The 23,269-nt window shown below is 71.6% G+C and carries 23 protein-coding genes and 1 pseudogene; 10 read left to right on the top strand and 14 right to left on the bottom strand.

Annotation, left to right across the window (positions count from 1 at the left end; genetic code table 11):
- Positions 1–56: 56 nt before the first annotated feature.
- Together ABZT06_RS43020 and ABZT06_RS43015 are read right to left on the bottom strand one after the other, a co-directional pair.
- Positions 57–527, bottom strand: coding sequence for a nitroreductase/quinone reductase family protein (locus ABZT06_RS43020; RefSeq protein WP_355753618.1), 471 nt, complete (start codon positions 525–527; stop codon positions 57–59).
- Positions 524–1,780, bottom strand: coding sequence for an acyl-CoA dehydrogenase family protein (locus tag ABZT06_RS43015; RefSeq protein ID WP_355753615.1), 1,257 nt, complete (start codon positions 1,778–1,780; stop codon positions 524–526). The genes ABZT06_RS43020 and ABZT06_RS43015 overlap by 4 nt, the downstream gene beginning before the upstream one ends.
- An 81-nt stretch (positions 1,781–1,861) precedes the next feature.
- On the opposite strand from ABZT06_RS43015, the gene ABZT06_RS43010 reads away from it, so the two are divergent.
- Both ABZT06_RS43010 and ABZT06_RS43005 read left to right on the top strand, forming a co-directional pair.
- Positions 1,862–3,031, top strand: coding sequence for an acetyl-CoA acetyltransferase (locus ABZT06_RS43010; RefSeq protein WP_355753613.1), 1,170 nt, complete (start codon positions 1,862–1,864; stop codon positions 3,029–3,031).
- A gap of 60 nt (positions 3,032–3,091) precedes the next feature.
- Positions 3,092–3,517: a pyridoxamine 5'-phosphate oxidase family protein gene (locus ABZT06_RS43005; RefSeq protein WP_355753611.1), complete on the top strand. Its 426-nt coding sequence runs from the start codon at positions 3,092–3,094 to the stop codon at positions 3,515–3,517.
- Positions 3,518–3,554: 37 nt separating this feature from the next.
- Here the strand turns inward: ABZT06_RS43005 and ABZT06_RS43000 are convergent, their stop codons facing one another.
- A complete protein-coding gene (locus ABZT06_RS43000) occupies positions 3,555–3,929 on the bottom strand; it encodes a type II toxin-antitoxin system VapC family toxin (RefSeq protein WP_355753609.1) in 375 nt (124 codons plus the stop codon).
- A complete protein-coding gene (locus tag ABZT06_RS42995) occupies positions 3,929–4,171 on the bottom strand; it encodes a type II toxin-antitoxin system prevent-host-death family antitoxin (protein WP_355753607.1) in 243 nt (80 codons plus the stop codon). Before ABZT06_RS42995 ends, ABZT06_RS43000 begins: the two co-directional genes overlap by 1 nt.
- 101 nt (positions 4,172–4,272) lie before the next feature.
- Between ABZT06_RS42995 and ABZT06_RS42990 the strand changes: the two genes are divergently transcribed.
- Entirely contained in the window at positions 4,273–4,938 is a 666-nt protein-coding gene (locus tag ABZT06_RS42990; RefSeq protein ID WP_355753605.1) for a pyridoxal 5'-phosphate synthase, read from the top strand.
- A 26-nt stretch (positions 4,939–4,964) separates the two neighbouring features.
- On the opposite strand, the gene ABZT06_RS42985 is transcribed toward ABZT06_RS42990, so the two are convergent.
- The 5 genes from ABZT06_RS42985 to ABZT06_RS42965 form a co-directional block, all read right to left on the bottom strand.
- Positions 4,965–5,372 (bottom strand): type II toxin-antitoxin system VapC family toxin, encoded by a 408-nt coding sequence (locus ABZT06_RS42985; RefSeq protein WP_355753603.1) that lies wholly within the window; start codon positions 5,370–5,372, stop codon positions 4,965–4,967.
- Positions 5,365–5,640, bottom strand: a complete 276-nt coding sequence (locus ABZT06_RS42980; protein WP_355753601.1) for a type II toxin-antitoxin system prevent-host-death family antitoxin — start codon at positions 5,638–5,640, stop codon at positions 5,365–5,367. Before ABZT06_RS42980 ends, ABZT06_RS42985 begins: the two co-directional genes overlap by 8 nt.
- A 52-nt stretch (positions 5,641–5,692) precedes the next feature.
- Positions 5,693–6,310, bottom strand: a complete 618-nt coding sequence (locus ABZT06_RS42975) for a GNAT family N-acetyltransferase (protein WP_355753599.1) — start codon at positions 6,308–6,310, stop codon at positions 5,693–5,695.
- 270 nt (positions 6,311–6,580) lie between these two features.
- Positions 6,581–6,991: an OB-fold domain-containing protein gene (locus ABZT06_RS42970; protein ID WP_355753596.1), complete on the bottom strand. Its 411-nt coding sequence runs from the start codon at positions 6,989–6,991 to the stop codon at positions 6,581–6,583.
- Complete coding sequence (locus ABZT06_RS42965; RefSeq protein WP_355753593.1) at positions 6,991–7,437, bottom strand: DoxX family membrane protein; 447 nt, start codon at positions 7,435–7,437, stop codon at positions 6,991–6,993. The genes ABZT06_RS42970 and ABZT06_RS42965 overlap by 1 nt, the downstream gene beginning before the upstream one ends.
- A gap of 187 nt (positions 7,438–7,624) precedes the next feature.
- Between ABZT06_RS42965 and ABZT06_RS42960 the strand changes: the two genes are divergently transcribed.
- From ABZT06_RS42960 to ABZT06_RS42940, 5 genes are all read left to right on the top strand, one after another.
- Positions 7,625–9,286, top strand: coding sequence for a subtype B tannase (locus tag ABZT06_RS42960; RefSeq protein WP_355753590.1), 1,662 nt, complete (start codon positions 7,625–7,627; stop codon positions 9,284–9,286).
- Between the two features lie 256 nt (positions 9,287–9,542).
- Entirely contained in the window at positions 9,543–10,763 is a 1,221-nt protein-coding gene (locus ABZT06_RS42955) for an NAD(P)/FAD-dependent oxidoreductase (protein ID WP_355753587.1), read from the top strand.
- 142 nt (positions 10,764–10,905) lie between these two features.
- A complete protein-coding gene (locus ABZT06_RS42950; RefSeq protein ID WP_355753585.1) occupies positions 10,906–12,411 on the top strand; it encodes an FAD-dependent oxidoreductase in 1,506 nt (501 codons plus the stop codon).
- Between the two features lie 145 nt (positions 12,412–12,556).
- Positions 12,557–14,782, top strand: coding sequence for an acetate--CoA ligase family protein (locus ABZT06_RS42945; protein WP_355753583.1), 2,226 nt, complete (start codon positions 12,557–12,559; stop codon positions 14,780–14,782).
- Complete coding sequence (locus ABZT06_RS42940; protein WP_355753580.1) at positions 14,773–15,558, top strand: enoyl-CoA hydratase-related protein; 786 nt, start codon at positions 14,773–14,775, stop codon at positions 15,556–15,558. The genes ABZT06_RS42945 and ABZT06_RS42940 overlap by 10 nt, the downstream gene beginning before the upstream one ends.
- A gap of 4 nt (positions 15,559–15,562) precedes the next feature.
- Here the strand turns inward: ABZT06_RS42940 and ABZT06_RS42935 are convergent, their stop codons facing one another.
- Positions 15,563–16,480 carry a hypothetical protein gene (locus ABZT06_RS42935; RefSeq protein ID WP_355753578.1) on the bottom strand — a complete coding sequence of 306 codons (918 nt, stop codon included), beginning with the start codon at positions 16,478–16,480 and terminating at the stop codon, positions 15,563–15,565.
- Positions 16,481–16,562: 82 nt separating this feature from the next.
- Here ABZT06_RS42935 and ABZT06_RS42930 point away from each other — a divergent pair, with 82 nt between their 5' ends.
- A complete protein-coding gene (locus tag ABZT06_RS42930) occupies positions 16,563–17,141 on the top strand; it encodes a flavin reductase family protein (RefSeq protein ID WP_355753575.1) in 579 nt (192 codons plus the stop codon).
- Positions 17,142–17,160: 19 nt separating this feature from the next.
- On the opposite strand, the gene ABZT06_RS42925 is transcribed toward ABZT06_RS42930, so the two are convergent.
- Positions 17,161–18,465, bottom strand: coding sequence for an MFS transporter (locus ABZT06_RS42925; protein ID WP_355753573.1), 1,305 nt, complete (start codon positions 18,463–18,465; stop codon positions 17,161–17,163).
- 71 nt (positions 18,466–18,536) lie between these two features.
- On the opposite strand from ABZT06_RS42925, the gene ABZT06_RS42920 reads away from it, so the two are divergent.
- Positions 18,537–19,613, top strand: a complete 1,077-nt coding sequence (locus tag ABZT06_RS42920; RefSeq protein WP_355753571.1) for a helix-turn-helix domain-containing protein — start codon at positions 18,537–18,539, stop codon at positions 19,611–19,613.
- A 12-nt stretch (positions 19,614–19,625) separates the two neighbouring features.
- Here ABZT06_RS42920 and ABZT06_RS42915 read toward each other — a convergent pair.
- The 3 genes and pseudogenes from ABZT06_RS42915 to ABZT06_RS42905 all read right to left on the bottom strand — a co-directional run.
- Positions 19,626–20,783: pseudogene (locus ABZT06_RS42915) on the bottom strand (MFS transporter); the annotation flags it as partial.
- Between the two features lie 81 nt (positions 20,784–20,864).
- A complete protein-coding gene (locus ABZT06_RS42910; protein WP_355753568.1) occupies positions 20,865–21,914 on the bottom strand; it encodes a Zn-dependent alcohol dehydrogenase in 1,050 nt (349 codons plus the stop codon).
- Entirely contained in the window at positions 21,914–23,065 is a 1,152-nt protein-coding gene (locus ABZT06_RS42905) for an acyl-CoA dehydrogenase family protein (RefSeq protein WP_355753566.1), read from the bottom strand. The genes ABZT06_RS42910 and ABZT06_RS42905 overlap by 1 nt, the downstream gene beginning before the upstream one ends.
- Between the last annotated feature and the right edge of the window lie 204 nt (positions 23,066–23,269).

Genomic DNA, 23,269 nt, shown 5'->3' with positions numbered 1-23,269 from the left:
TGTCTGGCGGGCGGCCGTTCACACGGGTGGACGGCCGCCTGTCGTGCGTCCGGGCATCACCTGCGGGTGATCCTGAAGAGCCGGATCTCCCGCTCGACCCGCGCCTGGTAGGTGGCGTACGGCGGCCAGAACGCCAGCGCCGTCTTCCATACGCCCGCCCGCTCCTCCCCGGTCAGCAGGGTCGCCGTGACCGGGATGTCCGTGCCCTTCCAGCTGACCTCGGCGTCGGGGTGGGCGATGAGGTTGGCGGTCCAGGCGGGGTGGCCGTCGCGGCCGAAGTTGGAGCCGACAAGGATCCAGGTGCGGCCGTCGTCCTCGGGCATGCAGGCGAGCGGGGTCCGCCGGGGCAGCCCACTCCGCGCCCCTGTCGAGGTGAGCACCACCCCCGGCAGCATCTGCGCGCTGAGCAGGATCCTCCCCCGGGTGATCCGGTGCACGGCCCGGTCCAGGGCCGGGATGACATGAGGCGCGACCTTGGCGAAACCGCGTGTGGACGACACCCTCTGGACGATCCGTTCCCCGATCACACCGTCACCTCCGCCCGCTCGAAAAGCCGTGCCGCGTCGGCGGCGTGCGCCCGCAACCGGTGCGCCGGCCCGAACAGCAACTCGTCCGCGGTGGCGCGCTTGAAGTACCGCTGCGCCTCATGCTCCCAGGTGAACCCGATGCCCCCGTGCAGCTGGATGCCTTCGCCCGCTGCGGTCCGCAGCGCCTCGAGGGCCTGGGCGAGGGCGAGCCCGCCGACCCGCTGCTCGTCATGGACAGCGGCCCAGGCGGCGAAGTAGGCCGCGGAACGGGCCGCTTGGAGCTGAACGTACACATCGGCGAGCCGGTGCTTGACAGCCTGGAAGGACCCGATCGGCCGCCCGAACTGCTCCCGCTGCTTCACGTACTCGACGGTCATCTCCAGCACCCGGTCGGCGGCCCCGACGGCCTCGCAGGCGAGAACGGCCGCGGCGGTGTCTCCCGTGCGGGCAAGGGCCCCGAGCACATCGGACCCGTCGTCGGCGCCGAGCAGTTCGGCTTCCACGTCCCGGAGTTGGACGCGGGCCTGGGGGCGAGTGGCGTCGAGGGCGGTCTGCCGGGTGCGGAGGAGCCCCGGGGCGTCGCCGCGGACGAGAAAGAGAAGCGTCCGGGACCGGGCGAAGCCTCCGGCATGGGCCGCGACGAGGAGCAGACCGGCGCTGTGCCCGTCGATGACGTGATCGACCTGCCCGTAGAGCCGCCAGCGGTCGGCGGGCGGGGCCGGTTCGGCGGCCGGTCGCTCCGTCACTGAGGCGGCTCCCGGCCCGGCGACAACACCCCCACCACCGGCCGGCCGGGCCTGCACCCCGCCCGCACGTCCGCCTCCGGCCCAGTCGTCCCGGTTGTCGCCGGTCAGGGCGAGGGCCGTGCCCGGTGGTACAGCGAGGGCCGCCGTCAGGGCGCCCGACGCGATGCGTGGCAGCAGGTCCGCGCGTTGGGCAGCCGTGCCCAGGGCCAGTACCAGGGGGGCCACGAGGACCGCCGTGCCCAGCAACGGCGTGGCCGCCAGTGCCCGCCCCGTCTCCTCGCAGGCCAGCGCGAGTTCCGTCGCCGAGCACCCCACGCCGCCGTACTCCTCGGGGAGCGCCAGCCCCGGCAGCCCCAGCTGTTCGGCGAGGGCCGTCCACAGTGCCGGGTCGTATCCCGCCGGAGTGCCGGCCGCGCTCCTCGACTCCGCGGGTCCACACCGTCTCCGCAGCAGTTCCCGCAACGCACCCCGGATCTCGTCCTGTTCGGCGGTGAAGCGAGCGTCCATGGCTCTTCCTCTTCCCTCCCGATCTGACGGTCCGTCATATTAGGAGCGCCCGCACCAGATGCCCAGAGGCAGGAGACCCTCATGCCCCCCGGGAGCCGGAAAGTCGCGATCACCGGCGTGGCCCTGGCCGACTGCGGTCGCGTGGACGGCACGACCCCCTACGCCCTGCACGCCCAGGCGGCCCGCCGCGCCCTCGCCGACGCGGGTCTGGACCGCGAACTGGTCGACGGCCTGGCCTCCGCCGGCACCGGCACCCTCGCCCCCGCCGAGATCGCCGAGTACCTGGGCCTGCGCCCCACCTGGGTCGACTCGACCTCGGTGGGCGGCTCCACCTGGGAGGTCATGGCGGCCCACGCGGCCGACGCGATCGCCGCCGGACACGCGAACGCGGTCCTGCTGGTCTACGGCTCCACGGCCCGGACCGACATCAAGGCCGGCCGCCGCACCGGCAACCTCTCCTTCGGCACCCGCGGCCCGCTCCAGTTCGAGGTGCCGTACGGCCACACCCTGATCGCCAAGTACGCGATGGCGGCCCGCCGCCACATGATCGAACACGGCACGACGATCGAGCAGTTGGCGGAGGTGGCGGTACAGGCTCGCGCGAACGCCGCCCTCAACCCCGAGGCGATGTTCCGCGATCCCATCAGCGTCGACGACGTCCTGTCAGGCCCGATGATCGCGGACCCCTTCACCAAGCTGCACTGCTGCATCCGCTCCGACGGCGGCGCGGCGGTGCTGCTCGCGGCCGAGGAGTACGTACGGGACTGCCGTACCGCTCCCGTCTGGGTGCTCGGCACCGGGGAGTACGTGTCACACGTCAGCATGTCCGAGTGGCCCGACTTCACGGTGTCCCCGGCCGCGGTGAGCGGGCGGCTGGCCTTCGAACGGGCGGGCGTGAGCCCGGGGGAGATCGAACTCGCCGAGATCTACGACGCGTTCACCTACATGACGCTGGTGACGCTGGAGGACCTCGGATTCTGCGGGAAGGGCGAGGGCGGCTCCTTCGTGGAGAAGGGCCGGCTGAGGGTCGAGGGCGGGGACCTGCCGGTGAACACGGACGGTGGCGGACTGTCCGCCCAACACCCCGGCATGCGCGGGCTGTTCCTGCTGGTGGAGGCCGTACGGCAGCTGCGCGGAGAGGCGGGCGCGCGGCAGGTGCGGCGCCGGGACGGGTCGGCGCCGGGGCTGGCGGTGGCGTCCGGGACGGGCGGCTGGTTCTGCTCGTCGGGGACGGTGGTGCTGGCGCGTTAGGGCACGCCCGAATCCCTCTCCTCGCGGCTCCCACGCCCTGGCCCAAGTACCCTGCGCCGTATGGCCCTGACTCGCGCACAACGTGAACAGTTCCTGGCCGAGCCGCATGTCGCCGCGCTGGCGGTTGACGCGGGAGAGGGGCGCGCGCCGCTCGCCGTGCCGATCTGGTACCAGTACGCGCCCGGTGCCGACATCTGGATCATGACGGGCGCCGGTTCCCGCAAGCACGAGCTGATCCGGGCGGCCGGCCGCTTCTCCCTGCTGGTCGAGCGCGTCGAGCCCACCATCCGGTACGTGTCGGTGGAGGGGCCGGTCGTCGACACCCGGCCGGGCACCCTCGAGGACCTCCGGGAGATCTCCGCCCGCTACCTGGCGGCCGAGAAGGTGGACCGGTACGTGGAGTTCGCCTCGAAGAACCACGGCGAACAGGTGATCGTCCGGATGCGGCCCGAACGGTGGGTGACGTCGGACCTCGGTACCGTCTGAGGCGGCCTCCCTCGCCGCGCCGAGGCGGGTCGCCCCCTCACACGGGCATGACCCGCACGTCGTACTGCGGGATCCACTTGTCCCGCGTCACCAGCGTCATCCCCTCGATCTGCGCCTGAGCGACCAGTATCCGGTCGAAGGGGTCCTGGTGATGTGCCGGAAGCCGGCCCGCCCGCACACCGTGCCCGGCCGTGATGGGCAGGCCGGTGAACTGGCTGTCGCGCACCCGCTCGGCCAGGTCCTCCGGGCCCTCCAGTTTTCCGAGGGACTGTTTGATGGCGATCTCCCACGGTGATACGGCACTGACGTACACCGCGGGTTCGGTGTCGAGCAGATCCTTGACCTCACCGGACAGCTCAGTGGAGTCGTCCAGCCACCACAGAACGACATGGGTGTCGAGCAGCAGTCGCATCAGCGCATCCCGAAGGCGTCGGCGATGTCCTCGGGCAGTTCATCGAAGTCGTCCGGGATGTGGATCCGCCCCCGGAGTGAGCCCCTGCCCGTCCGCTTCACCTTGGGGCGCAGCGGCACCACCTTGGCCACCGGCTCCCCAGCCTTGCTGATCACGATTTCCTCACCGGTCGCAACCTGCTCGAGAATCCGCGAAAAGTGCGTCTTGGCTTCATGGACGTTGTACTGACGGGCTGCTTCCATGACTGCCTCACGATCGGGGCGACGGGTGGACTAAGCAATGGACTAAGTCTAGCTCGGCCAGAGGCGCGACGCACCGTCGCTGCCTCGGTACCGTCTGAGGCATGGCAACGGATCTTCACGAACTGCTGAGGTCACTGCGGGTGTGGGACCCGGAGGTCACCTCGCTGCCCTCCTTCGACCCCGCCGCCGCGCCCGCGACCCCGCTGGAGCTGTTCACCACCTGGTTCGCGGAGGTGGTGGCCGCCGGCCAGACCGAGCCGCACACCATGTCCCTCGCGACGGCGGACGCGGCGGGCCGGCCGGACGTTCGGACCGTGATGCTGCACGGCGCGGACGAGGACGGCTGGGCCTTCGCGAGCCACGCCCACAGCCGCAAGGGCGGGCACCTGGCGCACCGGCCGTACGCCGCCCTCGGCTTCTACTGGCCGAGCCTCGGCCGGCAGGTGCGGGCGCGGGGGCCGGTGACCGCCGCGCCCTCCGGGGAGGCGGCCGCGGATCTCCACGCCCGCTCGACCGGGGCGCTGGCCGCCGCGCTCACCGGCCGGCAGAGCGAAGTCCTGGGCTCGCTCGACGAGTTGGCGCGGGCGTCCGAGGAGGCGTGGGAGCGGGCGCAGCGGGAACCGTCGGCGCCCGTCCCGTCCTGGACGCTGTACCGGCTCGTACCCGAAGAGGTGGAGTTCTTCCAGGGGGACGAGCGCAGGCGGCATGTGCGGCTGAACTACTGGCGGAAGAACGGAGGTTGGGCCAAACAGCTGCTGTGGCCGTGACATACCGAAGCAGGGCGTCCGCCGGGTCAGGCGGGGACGACGAGGACGGCGCTCTCAAGCCCTTCGAAGTTCCCGGCATTCCGAGTGAAGAGCGGCAGACCCCTCACCGAGGCGATCGCCGCGATCATCAGATCCATACGCCGCGGACGAGGGTCCCTGTTGGCCGCGATGGTCAGTGCGACCAAGGTGGTGCCGTACCTGGCCGCGGCATCCCCGTCGAACGGCAGAGGCTCGAAGTCGGCGACCGCAGCTCCCAGCTTTTCCATCCGCGCCGCGCGCACGGCAGGATCCTTGGCCATGGCCACCCCCTGCTGCAGTTCCGCGAACGTGATGGCAGTCAGTTCCGACAGGACAGGGAGGCTCAGCGGGCTGATCACGCCGAGATCGATATAAGTGCGGGTGTCGAGAACGCCCTCCTGGTGCCGTTCAGCCACGCTCTCGCTCCCACGGGTCGTCTTCCACCCGATCCTCACTCCCGAAGAACTCGTCCGCCTCGGCACGCATCTGCGCGTGGTCCACTCGCAGAAGGTTCCGATGCTTGGCCACGAGCTCGTCGGCACCCAGCCTGCGCCGACGGGCCAGCGGACGCAGTTCGGCGACCTCTATGCCGTTGCGTGTGATGTGGTACGTCTCACCGGCCTCGACCGCGTCCATGACGGCGGCGGAGTTGTTCCGGAACTCGCGCTGCGTGATGGTCTTCATACGGCCCGCGTAGCTCGCTGTGTCTCACCGTGCTACACCACTGCCGCGCGGCTCACGCGGTACGGAATTCGCCCAGTTGCGGATCAGGATCCGTCGCCAGCCGGGCGTGCAGGTGGATGTCCCGGAACGCGTCATGCCGCCCCGCCTCGAACATCGCGCCCCGCAGCGTGCCCTCGTAGCGGAAGCCGCTGCGTTCGGCGACGGTGCAGGAGGCGTCGTGGCCGAGGGCGTGGCCCAGTTCCAGGCGGTGCAGGCCGAGGTCGGTGAGGGCCCAGTGGGCGGCGAGACGGAGGGCGCGGGTGGCGACGCCCCGGCCGCGGGCCTCGGGGAGTACCCAGTAGCCGACGCGGGCGGTGCGGAAGACGTGGTCGATCATGTTGAAGCCGAGATGCCCGAGGGTCGTACCGCTCGACTCGTCCGTGATCCGGTACGACGCGCTCGTGCCCTGCGCCGCCTGGTCGGCCCTGCCGCGGATGGCATCACGGGCACCGTCGAGGTCGTGGATCAGGGTGAGGGGGGTGTTCCAGCGCCCGAACTCGGGGTCGAGGGTGGCGCGCAGCCAGTCCTGGACCTGGGCGTCGGAGTCCGCGTCCCAGGCGCACAGGCGCAGGCCGTGGCCGTGCAGCGGAGTGAAGGGGCGTATGAGGTGGTGATCGTCGACGTCGGTCATCCACCCATTCAAACCGCCAGGACCGTCCCACGCGGACCGAATTTCGGCACCCCGTCCGAAAATCCCATTTCTGGGTCCACCCCGGCCGATGGAGGGCGCCAGCTCACTGCCATGGACGACGGAACGCCGCCCGACCAGTCACCCAAGCCCCCGAAGCGACCCACGAGCCTGAACTTCACCACCCCAGCCCGGGAACACCACGTCCACGTCCAGCCCGCCCGATGGAGGGCGCCAGCTCGCTGCCATGCCCGACGGAACGCCGCCCGACCATCACCCAAGCCCCCGAAGCGGCCCCACGGGCCTGAACTTCGGCACCCCCTCCGGGAACACCGCCTCCACAACCAGCCCGCCCCGCAGCTCCTCGTGCACGCAGTCCACGATCTCCGTCATCATCCGGGGCCCCTCGGCGAGATCGACGACGGCGGCGACGTACGGGGTGCGGTCCTTGAAGGGTGGGAGGTCGTTGCGGTGGACGACGGACCAGGTGTGGAGCGTGGCCCGGCCGCTCGCCGGGGACCAGGAGACGTCCTCGCTCCAGCAGCGCGGGCAGAACTCGCGGGGGTAGTAGTGGACTTGGGCGCATGCCGCGCAGAGTCTGAGCAGCAGCACGCCCCGCGCCGCCGCGTCCCAGTAGGTCTGCGTGAAGGCGTCGGCCTCCGGCAGGTCGTACCTCGCGCCCATCAGAACCAGCCCAGCACGGCGTCGAGCGACCAGGTCTGCCAGGACATCGCGAACAGGGCCACGAGCGAGATGAGGGCCATCATGGAGTTCTGCCCCTGCTCGGCCCAGTCGTGGATCATCAGGGTGAAGTAGAGGACGTTCAGGAGCAGGCCGCCGACCAGGGCCAGGGGGGTCAGGAAACCGAGGATCAGGCCCGCACCCAGGGCGAGTTCGGCGTACGCGACGACGTACGCCATCGTCTTGGGGCGGGGCGCGACCAGGACGTCGAAGCCGCTGCGGACCGGGGTCCAGCGGTGCTTGGCGGCGATGTCCGCGGCCCAGGTGATGCCGCCGCCCTCGAACCACGTGCTCTTGTCCTTGTGCCGCCAGCTCTCCAGCCACCACAACCCGAGGCCTATGCGCAGCACGGCCAGCCACTCGGCGCCGGTCAGCCAGATCGTGTCCATGAAATCTGACGGTACGTCAGATCCCGGGGCGCGGGAAGACCGTGTTCACGGCGAGAATCCATGAGAGAAACCTGTGCACCCCCTGAGAAGCTGTGGGTCCCCCGTGAATGCCGCCAGATTGTTGGCAATTTTGTCGAAGATGCGGCTACGTTCGTTCCCGCCAGCGAAAACGCCGAGGGAGCCAACCGTGAAGCACAGGTCAATCAAGCGCAGGAACGTCGTCATAGGCATCGGCGCCACGGCCGGGGTCGCGGCCGTAGGAGGCATCGCCCTGAACGCCAGCGCGTCGACCGCCGGCTCCACCGGGAGCGGCGACGACAGCCTCGTGTTCGACCCCGACGCCTACACGAAGCTGACGACGACCGTCACCGACACCGAGGGCACCGAGCACTCCGTCACCTACCACTTCTGGAAGGCGATCACCTACGTCTCCAAGCCGGTCGACGCGACCTACCAGTCGCTGAACGTCAGCGTGCCGGTCGAGATCGACGGCACCGCGGTCGACGCGAGCGACGCCCCGATCCTGTTCGCGAACTCCGTCGGCGGCTACATGCCGTCCTCCGTGGCGGACGCCACCGGCATCGGAGGCGCGAGCATGGGCGGCGGGGCGGGCGGCGGCGCCCCGAGCGGCGCCCCGAGCGGCGCTCCGAGCGGGGCCGCGAGCGACGCTCCCACCGCGAGCGCCTCCGCCTCCGCGCCGGGTGCCAACGGCAACACCAACGCCACCGGCGGCGCCATGAACACCAACCAGCTCCTGGCCCTGGCCGCCGGGTACGTCGTCGTCGAGCCCGGCGCCCGCGGCCGTACCCTCAAGAACTCCGCCGGCGAGTACTACGGCACCGCCCCCGCCGCGATCGTCGACCTCAAGGCCGCCGTGCGGTACGTGAGGGCCAACAAGGGCCGCATCCCCGGCGACGTCGAGCGGATCGTCTCCGCGGGCACCAGCGCGGGCGGCGCCCTGTCCTCCCTGCTCGGCGCCTCCGGCGACAGCCCGCTCTACGACAAGTACCTCGAGGAGATCGGCGCGGCCGACGCCTCCGACGCGATCTTCGCGACCGGCGCCTGGTGCCCGATCATCGACCTCGAGCACGCCGACGGCGCCTACGAATGGTGCTGGGGCACCAACGACCTCAGCACCGGCAAGCAGGTCGACCAGACGGTGTCCAAGGAGCTCCGGTCGCAGTTCGCCGAGTACCAGGCGAAGTTGCGGCTGCGCGGCCTGAAGGGCTCCGGCTTCGGGACGCTCACCGCCCGCAACTACGACGACTACCTGGTCAAGCAGTACCTGGAGCCGTCCGCCACCACCTACCTGGCCGCGCTCTCGGACGCCGACCGCACGGCCTACCTGGCCGCGAACACCTTCATCACGTGGAAGAACGGCAAGGCCGGCTTCACCTGGGCCGACTTCCTCACCCACGTCGGCGCCCGCAAGAAGAACGCCCCCTCCTTCGATGCCTGGGACCTGTCCGCCGGCGAGAACAACGAGTTCGGCGCGGACACCACCGAGGCCCGGCACTTCACGGCGTACGGCGCCAAGAACGACACCACGGGCCTGTCCACCCAGCGCGTCGCGAGCGATATCCCCGCGAAGCTCGACCTGATGAACCCGATGTACCACCTGGTCGAGAAGGCCAACGGGAAGCGTTCGAAGCACTGGTGGATCCGCCTCGGCACGAAGGACTCGGACACCTCGCTGACGATCGCCGCGAACCTGGCCGCCGCCGCCCAGAACCTCGGTGACGACGTGAACCACCTCTACTACTGGGACCAGGGCCACGGCGCCAACACCGACCCCGGCGACTTCATCACCTGGATCGCCAAGGTCACGGGTCACAAGAAGACCAAGTAGCCCCCGCCCGAGTAACCCCCGGCCGAGCAGCCCCCAGCGGAGTAGCCCCCACGGACGCGGCCCCGGTTTCCCGTCAGTTTCCGGCCGCCGCCGCCAGGGCGTCGAGGACCGCAGCACGCGGACCCGGCGCCCTGGCGTTTTCCGTGTGGGCTACGTCACGCGACCCACGCACTTCTCCTACAGGCGTGATCGATCCGCAACCAATTCCCGTCTTGACCGAGACCCATCAACGCGCTGTCTGATTACGCTCGCGCTCATGGCCGACTCCGCACCCGACCCCGCCCCCGCAGACCGCCCCGACCAGCCCGATCGCCCCGTGTACGTCATCGGCGGCGGCCCGGCCGGACTCTCCGTCGCGTACGCGCTGCGGGCCCGGGGCGTCCGCGCGGTCGTCCTGGAGAAGTCCGAGCAGGTCGGCGCGTCCTGGCGGCGCCACTACGACCGCCTCCACTTGCACACCACCCGCCGCCTGTCAGCCCTGCCCGGGCTTCCGATGCCCCGCCGCTTCGGCCGCTGGGTCGCCCGCGACGACGTGGTGCGCTATCTGGAGAAGTACGCCGAGTTCCACGAGCTGGAGACCGTCACCGGCGTCGAGGTCTCGCGCGTCGAGCGCACCCCTGACGGCACCGGCTGGCTGCTGCACGCCACCGGGGGCCGCGAGCTGACCGGCGCCGCGGTGGTCGTCGCCACCGGCTACAACCACACCCCGCTGCTGCCGGACTGGCCGGGCCGCGAGGAGTACCAGGGCGAGCTCCTGCACGCGGGCGAGTACCGCAACCCCGAGCCGTACGCCGGCCGTGACGTCCTCGTCGTCGGCGCCGGCAACACCGGCGCCGAGATCGCCGTGGACCTGGTCGAGGGCGGCGCCTCGCGGGTACGGCTGTCCGTGCGCACGGCCCCGCACATCGTCCGCCGCTCCACCGCCGGCTGGGCCGCCCAGTACACCGGCGTCCTCGTACGACGGCTGCCGGTCGGCCTCGTGGACCGGCTGGCCCGGCCCCTGGCCAAGCTCAGCGTGCCCGACCTGTCCCAGCACGGCCTGCCCCGCCCCGACACCGGTCTCTACAGCCGGGTCAAGGAGGGCGCCATCCCGGTCCAGGACGTCGGGCTCATCGACGCGATCCGCCAGGGCAGGGTGGAGATCGTGGCCGCCGTCGAGGGGTTCGAGGACGGCAAGGTCCTGCTCGCCGACGGCACCCGCGTCACGCCGGACGCGGTGATCGCGGCCACCGGGTACGCGCGGTCGCTGGAGGGGCTGGTCGGTCACCTGGACGTCCTCGACGCCCACGGCAGACCGCTCGTCAACGGCGCCCGCTGCCCCGCCGACACTCCAGGCCTCTTCTTCAGCGGTTACGTCACTCCGATCAGCGGCACCTTCCGCGAGGTGGCGATCGACGCGCTGAAGATCGCGAAGGCCGTCGAGAAGTCCGTCGAGCGGGGCGGCACGGCGTCGCTTTCCCGTCTTCCGGTGACATAGGCGGCTCAACTCCCTTCACCAGCGCTCCTGTTACATCTGTGAGAGATGTGACAGGAGCGTTGTCGTGTGCCGTCGCACAGGGCCAGAATGTGAACACTTCTCATGTTCTAGCTCCACACTCTCTCCACCACGGAGGACGCACGTGGCACGCGAAAGACAGCTCCCCCCGCTCCCCCGCCTCTCCCGGCGCTCCCTGCTCGGCGGTGCCGCCGCCGCGGCCGGGGCCGTCACCCTCACCGGCACCGCCGCCTCCCCCGCCTCCGCCGCCACCCGTGACGTGGACGTCGCGATCGTCGGCGGCGGACTCGCCGGGCTCACCGCGGCCCGTGACCTGGTCGCGGGCGGAAAGACCGTGGCCGTCCTGGAGGCCCGGGACCGCGTCGGCGGCCGGGTCCTCAACCTGTCCCTCGCCAACGGCGGTGTCACCGAGGGCGGCGGCGAGTTCATCGGCCCCACCCAGGACCGCATCAAGGCCCTCGCGGACTCGCTCGGCGTGCAGACCTTCGCCACCTACAACACCGGCAACAACCTCCTCTACAAGGACGGCAAGAAAACCGCCTACGCCACCGACGGCCTCCTCGGTTCGGTCCCGCCCATCGACGCGGCGGGCCTCGCCAACGCGGCCATCGTCCAGGCATCCCTCGACGACATGGCCAAGACGATCCCCGTCGACGCGCCCTGGACCGCCGCCAAGGCCGAGGAGTGGGACCGGCAGACCTTCGAGACCTGGCTGCGCGCCAACGCCGTGATCCCGTCGGCCAAGTTCCTCCTCGACGTGGCCTGCACGTCGATCTTCTCGGCCGAACCCCGGGAACTCTCCCTGCTGTTCGTCCTCTTCTACATCGCCGCCGCCGGCAATGAGACCACTCCCGGCACCCTGGAACGCCTCACCGAGACCGCGGGCGGCGCCCAGGAACTGCGCTTCGTCGGCGGCTCCCAGCTGGTGCCGATCAAGCTCGCCGCCACACTGGGCGACCGCGTGGTGCTGAACGCCCCGGTGCGCACGATCGCCAAGTCCGGTGCGAAGTACGTCGTCACGGCCGACGGGGTCACCGTCACCGCCAAGCGGGTCGTCGTCGCCGTACCCCCGCCGCTCGCGGCCCGCATCACCTACGACCCACTGCTGCCCGCCGCCCGCGACCAGCTCACCCAGCGCCTCCCGATGGCCTCCGTCGGCAAGGCGATCGCGATCTACGACACCCCCTTCTGGCGGGCCGACGGCCTCAACGGCCAGGTCGTCAGCGACACCGGCGTCGTCAGCTCGACCTTCGACAACTCCCCGCCGGACGCCTCCTACGGCGCGTTGATGGGCTTCATCGAGGCCGACGAGGCCCGCAAGTACGACGCGGCGAGCGAGGCGGAGGTCAAGGCCGCCGTCCTCAAGGACTACGTGACGTACTTCGGCTCGAAAGCGGCCTCCCCCACCTCCTTCGTCCTGCAACGCTGGAACAACGAGGCCTACACCCGCGGCGGCCCCGTCTCCATCGGCGCGCCCGGGGTGCTCACCCAGTACGGCCCCGCCCTGCGCGCCCCCGTCGGCGGCATCCACTGGGCCGGGACGGAGACGTCGGTCCACTGGATGGGCTTCATGGACGGTGCGGTGCGGTCGGGCGAGCGGGTGGCGAAGGAGGTGCTGGCGGTGCTGTAGGCCCGGTCCTGGCCGGTCCACGCCGCGACCCGGTCGCTGTCGGTCCGCTCGTTTTTGTGTGCACGACCATTCCTGACACACCGTCAGTTCTGTAATCTGACACTACGTCAGTTATTTGTGCTGTCACACAGGAGCGGGCGGACCGATGCTTGGATCAACCCACGGCACCCTCACCACCGACTCCCGCCGGGCCCGGGTCATCGCGTGCGGCGAGCAACCCGGGCCCGCCGTTCACGGCAGGCCGGCCGAGGTCGACGATCTCGACGTCGGCGGCCGGCCGTTGTATGCCGACGTCCCCGATCTGGACCGCTTCTTCCGGCCGGAGTCGGTCGCCGTGATCGGTGCCTCGGACACCGAGGGCCGACCGAACACCGGCGTCACCCGGCAGTTGGCCGACTGGGCGGACCGGGTCGGCGCCCGGCTGCATCCGGTGCATCCGACCCGCCCGTCCGTCTTCGGCGTTCCCTGTGTGGCATCCGTGGCCGAGCTGCCCGAGCAGGTCGATCTCGCCGTCCTGCTGGTCGCCGACCCTCTTCCGCTGATCGAGCAACTGGCCGAGGCCAAGGTGAAGTTCGCGGTCGTCTTCGCCTCCGGGTTCGCGGAGACCGGCGAGGAGGGAGCGGCGGCCCAGGAGCGTCTCGCGGCCGCCGTGGCGGAGTCCGGGATGCGGCTGCTGGGGCCCAACACCAACCTGAACGCCTTCTCGTCGTTCCGTGAGGACCTGGAGGGGCCGGGCATCGCCCTGATCACCCAGTCCGGTCACCAGGGCCGCCCGGTCTTCGCCCTCCAGGAACTCGGCATCCGCCTCACCCACTGGGCGCCCACCGGCAACGAGGCCGATCTGGAGACCTCCGACTTCCTCTCCTGGTTCGCCGAGCGTCCCGAGGTCGGCGCCATCGCCTGCTACCTGGAGGGCCTCAAGGACGGCCGCTCCTTCCTGCTCGCCGCCGACCGGGCCGCCCGCCGCAAGGTGCCGGTCGTCGCGGTCAAGGTCGGCCGCACCGAGACCGGCGCCCGCACGGCCGCCTCCCACACCGGCAAGCTCACCGGCGCGGACACGGTGGTGGACGCGGCCATGCGCCAGTACGGTGTGATCCGCGTCGACGGCCTCGACGAACTCCAGGACACCGCGGCCCTGTTGGCCCGCGCGAGGCCCCCGCGCGCCGAGGGTGTGGTCGTGTACTCCATATCGGGCGGCACCGGCGCCCACTTCGCCGACCTGGCGACGGAGGCGGGCCTCAGGCTGCCCGCCTTCTCGGAGGCCAAGCAGGCCGAACTGCACCAGTGGATACCGGAGTTCCTGAGCGTCGCGAACCCCGTGGACAACGGCGGGCACCCGGTCGGTGACGAGCGCGGCCGGAAGATCATCGACGCGATCCTCGCCGACCCCTCGGTCGGAGTGCTGATCTGCCCGGTCACCGGGCCGTTCCCGCCGCTGAGCGACCGGCTGGTCCAGGACCTGGTGGACGCCGCCGAGCAGACCGACAAGCTGGTGTGCGTGGTGTGGGGATCACCGGTCGGCACCGAGCCGGCCTACCGCGAGGTCCTGCTCGGCTCCTCCCGGGTGGCCACCTTCCGCACGGTCGGCAACTGCATCACCGCGGTCCGCGCCTACCTGGACCACCACCGCTTCGTCACCGGCTACCGCTCCCCCTTCGACGAGGCCCCGCGCACCCCCTCGCCCTCCTTCCGCAAGGCCCAGGCCCTGATGCGCCCCGGCCAGCAGCTCAGCGAGCACGCGGCGAAGCAACTGCTGCGGGCGTACGGGATCCGGGTGCCGCGCGAGCAGCTGGTGACCAGCGCGGCGGCGGCCGTCCGCGCGGCCGGCCTGGTGGGCTACCCGGTCGTGATGAAGGCGTCCGGTGCGAGGATCGCCCACAAGACCGAGCTGGGCCTGGTGAAGATCGGCCTGACCTCCGCCAGCCAGGTCCGGGACGCCTACCGCGAGTTGACCGACATCGCCCGCTACGAGGACGTCTCCCTGGACGGCGTCCTGGTCTGCCAGATGGTGGAGCGGGGCGTCGAGATGGTCGTAGGGGCGGCGCACGACGAGTTGTTCGGGCCGACGGTGACGGTCGGGCTCGGCGGGGTCCTGGTCGAGGTGCTGCGCGACACCGCCGTACGCGTGCCGCCCTTCGGCGAGGAGCAGGCCCGGGACATGCTGGACGACCTGCGCGGGCGGGCCCTGCTGGACGGGGTGAGGGGGCGGCCGGCCGCGGATCTCGACGCGCTCGTGGAGGTCGTCCTCCGCGTGCAGCGCATGGTGGTGGAGCTCGGGGACGATGTCGCGGAACTCGACATCAACCCGCTGATGGTGCTGCCCCGAGGGCAGGGGGCGGTGGCGCTGGACGCGTTGGTGGTGTGCCGGTGAGCGAGGTGATGCACACCGTCGAAGGACAGGTCTCGTACGTCACCCTCAACAGACCCGAGGTCCTCAACGCCCTCACGCCCGCCCAACGGGACCTGGTCATCGAGCTGTTGACGCAGGCGTCCGCGGATCCGGACGTGCGGGCCGTGGTGCTCACCGGAACCGGGCGCGGCTTCTGTGCGGGTGCGGATCTGCGGGGCGCACCCGGGACGGTGGCCCCCGGTGACGTCGCCCGTACGATCCGCCTCGGCGCCCAGCGTCTGGTCGCGGCCGTCCTCGACTGCGAGAAACCGGTGATCGCCGCCGTGAACGGCACGGCGGCCGGTCTGGGTGCGCACCTCGCCCTCGCCTGCGATCTCGTGCTGGCCGCCGAGTCGGCGAGATTCATCGAGGTGTTCGTACGCCGGGGCCTGGTCCCCGACGGCGGCGGTGCCTATCTCCTGCCCCGTCTGATCGGCCCGCAGCGGGCGAAGGAACTCATGTTCTTCGGCGACGCGCTCACCGCGCGCGAGGCCGAACGGCTGGGTCTCGTCAACCGGGTCGTGGACGACGAGGAGCTGGCCAAAACGGCCCGCGCGTGGGCCGAGCGCCTCGCCACCGGCCCGACCCGCGCCCTCGCCCTGACGAAGCAGCTCGTGAACGCCTCCCTGGACAGCGACCGCGCCACCGCCTTCGCCGCGGAGGCCGCCGCGCAGGAGATCAACATGACGACGGAGGACGCGCGGGAGGGCGTGGCGAGCTTCGTGGAGCGCAGGAGCCCCGAGTACCGGGGCCGTTGAGGGCTCAGTCCCGGATCAGGATCCGCACGTCCGGCGCGTCCGGGTCCCCGAACGGCACGAACAGCTCGGGCGCGGACTCCGTTCCGCCGATCCTCCAGTACGTCTCCCGCCCGCAGTCTCCGTCGAGCCGTACGACGACACCGGCGCGCCCCCCGGAGCCGTTGGCGTAGGGGTCGTGGCCGCCCTTGTCGTCGAGCCGCCAGGTGCCGGTGGCGTCGCACACGGCGAAGGGCGACTCGGCGTTCGGGTCGACGGACCCGGGCTCGGGCTCGGCGGGCAGGGCGGTGAGTTCGGCCCGGCCGCCCGTGCCGAGACTCAGGACCGCGCCGTCGTCGCCCCGCCACACACCGGTGACCTGGGCGGCGGACAGGACGGGAGGCTCGTACTCCTCGACGATCCCCGCGACCGTGGCCAGCACGCCGCCGACGAACACCAGCAGGAACAGGCCGACGGAGGCGAACAGCGCGGGCAGCCATATGCCCCAGAAACCCCGGGCCCCTCTGCGCAGCCATCCGAGGCCGAGCACCGGGAACAGACCGAGGGCCGCGAAGAGCGGTGCGGTGGTGCTGAACGGCCAGTCCCACAGCAGCAGGGCGAGCGCGGCCCAGGCCACGCCGAGGGCCGCGGTGAGCCCCAGGTGCCAGGCCCAGACGGGCCCCCGCGCGCGACGGGCGGCCCGGTGGGCGAGCAGCTCCGCCGGCAGCACCTGGACGGCCGCGTGCAGGAGGCCGAGGACCGGCAGGACCAGCGGCGCCACGGCGAGGAGGCACGCCAGGGCGAACAGGGCGAAGGCCCCGTAGGCGCCCGCGTACGCGTAGTCGTCGCCCAGCTGACCCCTGATCCACCAGATCAGTCCGATCGCCGGGAACTGCGCCGCGCACACCGCGGCGGCCTCGTTGATCTGCTTGTTCCCCCACTGCATGGACGCAGCGTACGTGCGGCCTTTCGCACGTCTGCCCGAACCCTTCCCATCTGACACACCGTCAGCTTCAATGGAGGGTGTGATGGGACAAGCAGGGACGGCGGAAGCGGCCGTCCGCTACCTCAGGTCCGGGAAGGCCCTCGCCGTGGAGGCGTTGCCCCGCCCGGAGCTGCGGTGTGTGCGCGAGGACGAGCGGGCACCGGTCGACCCGGCCGAGTTCCGGCAGGTGCTGGGCAACTTCGCGACCGGCGTCACGGTGATCACGGCCCCCGGCACGCCGCCGGCCGGCTTCGCCTGCCAGTCCTTCTCCTCGCTCTCCCTCGACCCCCCGCTCGTCGCCTTCATGGTCGGCCGTACGTCGACGACCTGGCCGCGCATCGCCCGGGCCGGCGTCTTCTGCGTGAACGTCCTGAGCGCCGACCAGGGCGGGCTGTGCCGTGCCTTCGCGGTGAGCGGCGCCGACAAGTTCGCGGGCGTACCCCACGACCCGGCCCCGGCCTCCGGCTCCCCGCGCCTCGCGGGCACGCTGGCGTGGATCGACTGCACGATCCACGCGGTGCACACCGGCGGGGACCATCTGATCGTGGTGGGACGGGTGGACGCGCTGGGGACGGGCGAGGGCGAGGCTCCGCTGCTGTTCCACAAGGGGCGGTTCCTGTAGGGACCGCGGCGCGGTTCCTCTAGGCCGCCGCCAGGGGCACCGGGGCGGGCCGTCGCCGGATCACCAGCGCCATCAGCGCCGCCGCCGCGCACAGCGCGCCCGACGCGTACCAGACCATGTCGTACGTGCCGAACACGTCCCGTGCCAGGCCGCCGAGGAAGGCGATCAGCGCCGCGCCGACCTGGTGGGAGGCGAGCACCCAGCCGAAGACGATCGCGCTGTCCTCGCCGTACTGCTCACGGCACAGGGCGACGGTGGGCGGGACGGTGGCGACCCAGTCGAGGCCGTAGAAGACGATGAAGAAGAGCATCGGCGGGTGGACCGAGGGCGCCAGCAGCATGGGGAGGAAGAGGAGCGAGATACCGCGCAGGGCGTAGTAGACGGCGAGCAGGCGGCGCGGTTCGAAGCGGTCGGTGAACCAGCCGGAGGCCACCGTGCCGACGACGTCGAAGACCCCGATGACCGCGAGCAGTGAGGCGGCGGCCGTGACGGGCATGCCGTGGTCGTGGGCGGCGGGCACGAAGTGGGTCTGGATCAGGCCGTTGGTGGAGGCGCCGCAGATCGCGAAGGTGCCGGCGAGCAGCCAGAAGGGGCCGGTGCGGGCGGCCTTCAGCAACACCGTGACCGCCCGGCGGGCCGCCCCCGTCACCGGAGCGGGCTTCGGCACGAACTCCTTTGCCCCGTACGGCTTCAGGCCCACGTCGGCCGGGTGGTCGCGCAGCAGCAGCCAGACGAAGGGGACGACCGCGAGGGCGGCGAGGGCGACCGTGATCGCGGCCGGGCGCCAGTCGTGCTTCTCCACCATCCAGGACAGCACCGGCAGGAAGATGAGTTGGCCGGAGGCGGAGGCAGCGGTGAGGATGCCGGTGACCAGGCCGCGCCGCTCGGTGAACCAGCGGTTGGTGACGGTCGCGGCGAAGGCCAGCGCCATGGAGCCGCTGCCGAGGCCGACGAGCAGGCCCCAGTAGAGCATCAGCTGCCAGGCGGCCGTCATCCACACGGTCAGGCCCGAGCCGACCGCGATCACGGTGAGCGCGACCGCGACGACCCGTCGGATGCCGAAGCGGTCCATGAGCGCCGCGGCGAAGGGCGCGGTCAGACCGTACAGGGCGAGGTTGACCGAGACGGCCGCACTGATGGTGCCGCGCGACCAGCCGAAGTCGTCGTGCAGGGGGTCGATGAGGAGGCCGGGCAGGGAGCGGAAGGCGGCCGCGCCGATGATCGTCACAAAGGTGACGGCGGCCACGAACCAGGCGCGGTGGATGCGTGCGGGCTGCTTTTCCGGCTGGGCCGCCTGGACGGCGGCTGCGGTTGTCTGGGTCACGACATAGAGCTTCGGTCCTGCGCCGCTCCGGATCCATTGGCCCGAGGGACAGCATTCGTTAGGATCGGGCCATGAGCCCAGACCGTCGTGATCCGGAATCGCGTGCTCCGGGGTTCCGCCCGCACCGCGTGGCCGTCCTCGCCATGGACGGTGTCCTCCCGTTCGAGCTGGGCATCCCGCACCGCATCTTCGGCCGTCCCAGGGACGCGGAGGGGCGCCTGCTGTACGACGTCATCACCTGCTCGATCCGCCCGCCGGGCCCGGTCCAGACCGACGCCGACTTCGCCATCCAGGTCGAGCACGGCCCCGAGGCCCTGGCCACCGCCGACACCGTGATCGTCCCGGCGTCGTACGAGTTGGGCCCGGTCTTCGACCAGGGCGTGCTGACCGAGGAACTGGCCGCCGCCCTCGCCCACATCCGCCCCGGCACCCGGCTCGCCTCCATCTGCACCGGCGTCTACGTCCTGGCCGCCGCCGGTCTCCTCGACGGCCGCCCCGCCACCACGCACTGGGCCGACTCCGAGCGGCTCCAGGAGCTCTTCCCACAGGTCAAGGTCGACCCCGACGTGCTGTTCATCGACGACGGTGACGTCCTGACCTCCGCGGGCGTCGCCGCCGGCATCGACCTGTGCCTGCACATGGTGCGCCAGGACCACGGCACCGCCGTCGCCACCGACGTGGCCCGCCGCACCGTCGTACCGCCGCACCGCGACGGCGGGCAGGCGCAGTACATCCACCGGCCCGTGCCCGACCCCCAGCAGGCGACCACCACCTCGGCCCGCGCCTGGGCGCTCGGCCGACTCCACGAGCCGATCCAGCTGCGGGACATGGCCGAGCAGGAGGCCATGTCCGTGCGCACCTTCACCCGCCGCTTCCGCGAGGAGGTCGGCGTCAGCCCCGGCCAGTGGCTCACCCAGCAACGCGTGGAACGCGCCCGGCACCTCCTGGAGTCCACCGACCTCTCCGTCGACCAGGTCGCCCACGACGCCGGCTTCGGCACCGCCCAGTCGATGCGCCAGCACCTACAGTCGACCCTCGGCGTCACCCCGACCGCGTACCGGCGTACGTTCCGGGCCGGGTCCGGGATCGGGCACGGGAGCCTCGGCGTCACCTCCAGGCGCTACGACGACGCCGGCGCCCCGCACTGAGCTCCCCGCCCGGCGCTCCTCCCCCCACCAGCCGAGCCCCGTCAGCGCAAGGGTCAGCACCACTCCAGCCAGGACGGCGTCGGACGGCACCGTCACCTTGAGCAGGGCTCCGGCGAGCGAGCCCGTGGCCGCGTAGCCCGCGCCCGCCGCCGCGTACATCACGGAGTAGCCGGCGGCCAGGGCACAGGGCGGAAGCGCCTCACGCAGGGCGAGGTTGCGGGTGAGCAGCGCGCCCGATTGGAGCAGGCCGCCCACGGCGAGCGCGGCCGCGATCGCGGCGATGTTCGGTGCGAGCGCTATGAGGGTGACGCACACCGAGGTGCCGCACATCAGCACGGCACTGCGGGTGCGCAGCGAACCGGGCCAGGTGCGCAGGCCGTAGAGGAACGCCCCGAGTCCGCCGCCCACGGCCAGACCGGTCAGCAGCGGTCCTGACCAGCCGACGCCGATGCCCCGCTGTTCGAGCAGGGCGGGCAGGACGAGTTCGGCGAGGCCCAGCAGGCTGAGGCTGGCCGCGCCCGTGACGTACACCGGCCAGGCGGCGAGCAACAGGCGGGGCAACGACCTGCTGTCCCACGCCCCGCCGCCCGGGTCGTCCACCTTCCAGCCGGCCGGGAGCAGCCACAGCCCCGCCACCGACGCCGACATCAGCGCGGCGGCGAACAACAGCGGCACGCGCGGCGCGACTTGGAGGGCGAGACCGGTGACGGCGGCCGGGGAGACGGCCCAGATGACGGAGTTGAGCATCGACTCGGTGGACAGTGCCTGTGCCACGGCTTGCTCCGGGACCAGCCCGGTGAGCAGTGCCCGCAGCCCGCCGGTCGCGGCGGCAGGGGCGGCCCCGGCGATGACCGCGAACCCGCCCAAGAGCAGGGAGTTCGCTTCGGGCAGCAACCCGAGGCCCGCGAACCCGGCCGCGCCGGCCGCGAGCCCAACCGCCAGCTGGGGCCGGGGTCGCTCGGGGCGCAATCGCATCCCGAGCACGGGGGCGCCGACGATCTCACCGATCACATAGGCCGCCGCGAGCACCGCCCCGAGCACATACCCTCCCGGTCTCTCGCGCACCAGGAAGACGAGGGCCAGCGGAGCCATCGCCACCGGCATACGGGCGCCGACGGACGTGCAGGCCCAGACCAGGACCTGTGGGGAGACGACGTCACGGTAAGTCATGCGTCGAAGCTAGGGCCCGGCACCGACAACGCCCCCAGGGTTTTCCAGGGCCTGTGGAGAACCCCGCACCGGACCCGTTGGTCAGAAGGTCAGCACTCCCCGCGCCACCCGCCCCGCCTCCGCGTCCGCCACCGCCTTCTCGAAGTCCTCGATCGGATAGGTCTCCGTGACCAGTTCGTCGAGGAGGAGCCGGCCCTGCCGGTAGAGGTCCGCGTACAGCGGGATGTCCCGCTGCGGTCGCGAGGAGCCGTAGCGGCAGCCCAGGATCGACTTGTCCAGGTAGAGCGAGGAGACCAGGAAGGAGCCCTCGGCCCCCGACGGCGGCACCCCGAGCAGCACCGCCTGGCCGTGCCGGTCGAGCAGGTCGATCGCCTGGCGGATCAGCTCCACGCGGCCCACGCACTCGAAGGCGTGGTCCACCCCGTGCGGCAGCAGTTCCCGTACCCCCTCGGTCGAGGTCAGGAAGTCCGTGGCCCCGAACTGGCGGGCCACCGCCTCCTTCGCCGGGTTGGCGTCCACCGCCACGATCCGCGACGCCCCCGCGATCCGCGCCCCCTGGATGACGTTGAGCCCGATCCCCCCGGTCCCGATGACCAGCACGCTCTCCCCAAGGCCGACCCGGGCCCGGTTGAGCACGGCTCCCACCCCGGTCAGCACCCCGCACCCGATGAGGGCGGCGGACGACAGCGGGATGTCCTTCGGGATCCGGACCGCCTGCACGGCCTTCACCACGGTCCGTTCAGCGAAGGCGGAGTTGCACGCGAACTGGAACACCCGCTCACCGCCCCGCGAGAACGGTCGCTGGGGCCGTCCGATGGCCGTGCGGCACATGGTCGGCCGACCCCGGTCGCAGTCGGCGCAGGCACCGCAGTTGGCGAGCGTGGACAGCGCCACGTGGTCACCGGACCCGACGTGCGTGACCCCCTCCCCCACCGCCTCCACCACACCCGCGCCCTCATGACCCAGCACCACCGGGACCGGGAACGGAATGGTCCCGTCCACCACGGACAGGTCGCTGTGGCACAGCCCGGCCGCCGCGATCGCGACCCGCACCTCGCCCGGCCCCGGATCCCGCACCTCCAGATCGTCGACGACCTGAACCTGCCTCCCGTCGAACAGCACGCCGCGCATCAGACGACCCCCTTGGGTTCCCTGGGCAGACCGAGCACGCGCTCGGCGATGATGGTGCGCTGGACCTGGTCCGAGCCGCCGTAGATGGTGTCGGCCCGTGCGAACAGGAACAGATGCTGAAGCTCGTCGAGTTCGTACGGCGTGGAGGAGCCCCATTCCCGGGGCCCGACCGTGGCCTCCGCCCCGCGCACGAGCATCGCCAGTTCGCCGAGCCGCTGGTGCCAGCCCGCCCACAGCAGCTTGGCCACACTGGGGGCTCCGGCGTCCCCCGAACCGCCCAGCGTCCGCAGGGCGTTCCACCGCATGGTCAGCAGCTCGGCCCACTGCCGCACGAGCAGAGCGCGTACGACCGGATCGGCGGCCACGCCCGTCCGTACGGCGGCCTGCACCACCCGGGTCAACTCCTGGGCGAACCCCACCTGTTGGGCCAGCGTGGACACCCCGCGCTCGAACCCCAGCAGGCTCATCGCCACCCGCCAGCCCTGCCCCTCGCCCCCGACGACATGCTCCGCACGCGCGTGTGCCCCGTCGAAGAAGACCTCGTTGAACTCACTGGTCCCGGTCAGCTGCCGGATGGGCCGCACCTCGACGCGCCCCGGCTGGTCCATCGGCACGAGGAGAAAGCTCAGCCCGTGATGCCGACGGGACTCCGGATCGGTCCGGGCGAGGACGAAACACCAGTCCGCCTCATGCGCGAGGGACGTCCAGATCTTCTGCCCGCTGATCCGGTACGCCCCGTCCTCGGCACGCACGGCCCTGGTCCGCACACCCGCCAGGTCGGACCCCGCCCCGGGTTCGCTGTACCCCTGGCACCACAGCTCCTCCCCGGCGGCGACGGGAGGCAGGAACCGCGCCTTCTGCTCGTCGCTGCCGTGTGCGAGGAGAGTCGGCGCGAGCAGCTTCTCCCCGATGTGCCCGGACCGCGCCGGCGCCCCGGACCGCGCGTACTCCTCGGCCCAGGCGACTTGCTGGGTGAGCGTGGCCGTCCGATTCCCGTATCCGGACTCTCCCCAACCCAGCCCGATCCACCCGGACTTCCCGAGGGTCCGTTCCCAGGCACGGCGGTCCTGGGAACCATCGACATGACCTGCGAGCCATTCCCGGGCTTCCCCCCGAAACGCCTCATCCTCAGCGGCAAACCCGAAATCCACGAGGCTCTCCTCTCCACACCGGTCAGGTGAACTACCTAGGGGCGCGAGGAACTGCGCGACCAGCCACAACGCACCCGCAGCCGCCAACCCACACGCACCCCCGACCCATTACTGACCTTTTCGGATTGGCTTCGGATGGTCTGCGGTGAGGGTCAGTCCGGTCTCGGTGAGGCAACTGTCGATGAGTTCGGGATGGCGCTGGAG

Source organism: Streptomyces sp. NPDC005483, assembly GCF_040606035.1.
GTDB lineage: Bacteria > Actinomycetota > Actinomycetes > Streptomycetales > Streptomycetaceae > Streptomyces.
Note: the sequence above shows the minus strand (reverse complement) of the source record. Positions and strands in the feature narration are given on the sequence as shown.

Coding starts and splice junctions, on each gene's coding strand:
- ABZT06_RS42920 (WP_355753571.1), top strand. CDS start 18,537: ATGAGCCCAGACCGTCGTGATCCGGAATCGCGTGCTCCGGGGTTCCGC.
- ABZT06_RS42970 (WP_355753596.1), bottom strand. CDS start 6,991: ATGGGCGCGAGGTACGACCTGCCGGAGGCCGACGCCTTCACGCAGACC.
- ABZT06_RS42980 (WP_355753601.1), bottom strand. CDS start 5,640: ATGAAGACCATCACGCAGCGCGAGTTCCGGAACAACTCCGCCGCCGTC.
- ABZT06_RS42965 (WP_355753593.1), bottom strand. CDS start 7,437: ATGGACACGATCTGGCTGACCGGCGCCGAGTGGCTGGCCGTGCTGCGC.
- ABZT06_RS42945 (WP_355753583.1), top strand. CDS start 12,557: ATGCTTGGATCAACCCACGGCACCCTCACCACCGACTCCCGCCGGGCC.
- ABZT06_RS43015 (WP_355753615.1), bottom strand. CDS start 1,780: ATGGACGCTCGCTTCACCGCCGAACAGGACGAGATCCGGGGTGCGTTG.
- ABZT06_RS42995 (WP_355753607.1), bottom strand. CDS start 4,171: ATGGAAGCAGCCCGTCAGTACAACGTCCATGAAGCCAAGACGCACTTT.
- ABZT06_RS42990 (WP_355753605.1), top strand. CDS start 4,273: ATGGCAACGGATCTTCACGAACTGCTGAGGTCACTGCGGGTGTGGGAC.
- ABZT06_RS42975 (WP_355753599.1), bottom strand. CDS start 6,310: ATGACCGACGTCGACGATCACCACCTCATACGCCCCTTCACTCCGCTG.
- ABZT06_RS42930 (WP_355753575.1), top strand. CDS start 16,563: ATGGGACAAGCAGGGACGGCGGAAGCGGCCGTCCGCTACCTCAGGTCC.
- ABZT06_RS43010 (WP_355753613.1), top strand. CDS start 1,862: ATGCCCCCCGGGAGCCGGAAAGTCGCGATCACCGGCGTGGCCCTGGCC.
- ABZT06_RS43000 (WP_355753609.1), bottom strand. CDS start 3,929: ATGCGACTGCTGCTCGACACCCATGTCGTTCTGTGGTGGCTGGACGAC.
- ABZT06_RS42935 (WP_355753578.1), bottom strand. CDS start 16,480: ATGCAGTGGGGGAACAAGCAGATCAACGAGGCCGCCGCGGTGTGCGCG.
- ABZT06_RS42955 (WP_355753587.1), top strand. CDS start 9,543: ATGGCCGACTCCGCACCCGACCCCGCCCCCGCAGACCGCCCCGACCAG.
- ABZT06_RS42910 (WP_355753568.1), bottom strand. CDS start 21,914: ATGCGCGGCGTGCTGTTCGACGGGAGGCAGGTTCAGGTCGTCGACGAT.
- ABZT06_RS43005 (WP_355753611.1), top strand. CDS start 3,092: ATGGCCCTGACTCGCGCACAACGTGAACAGTTCCTGGCCGAGCCGCAT.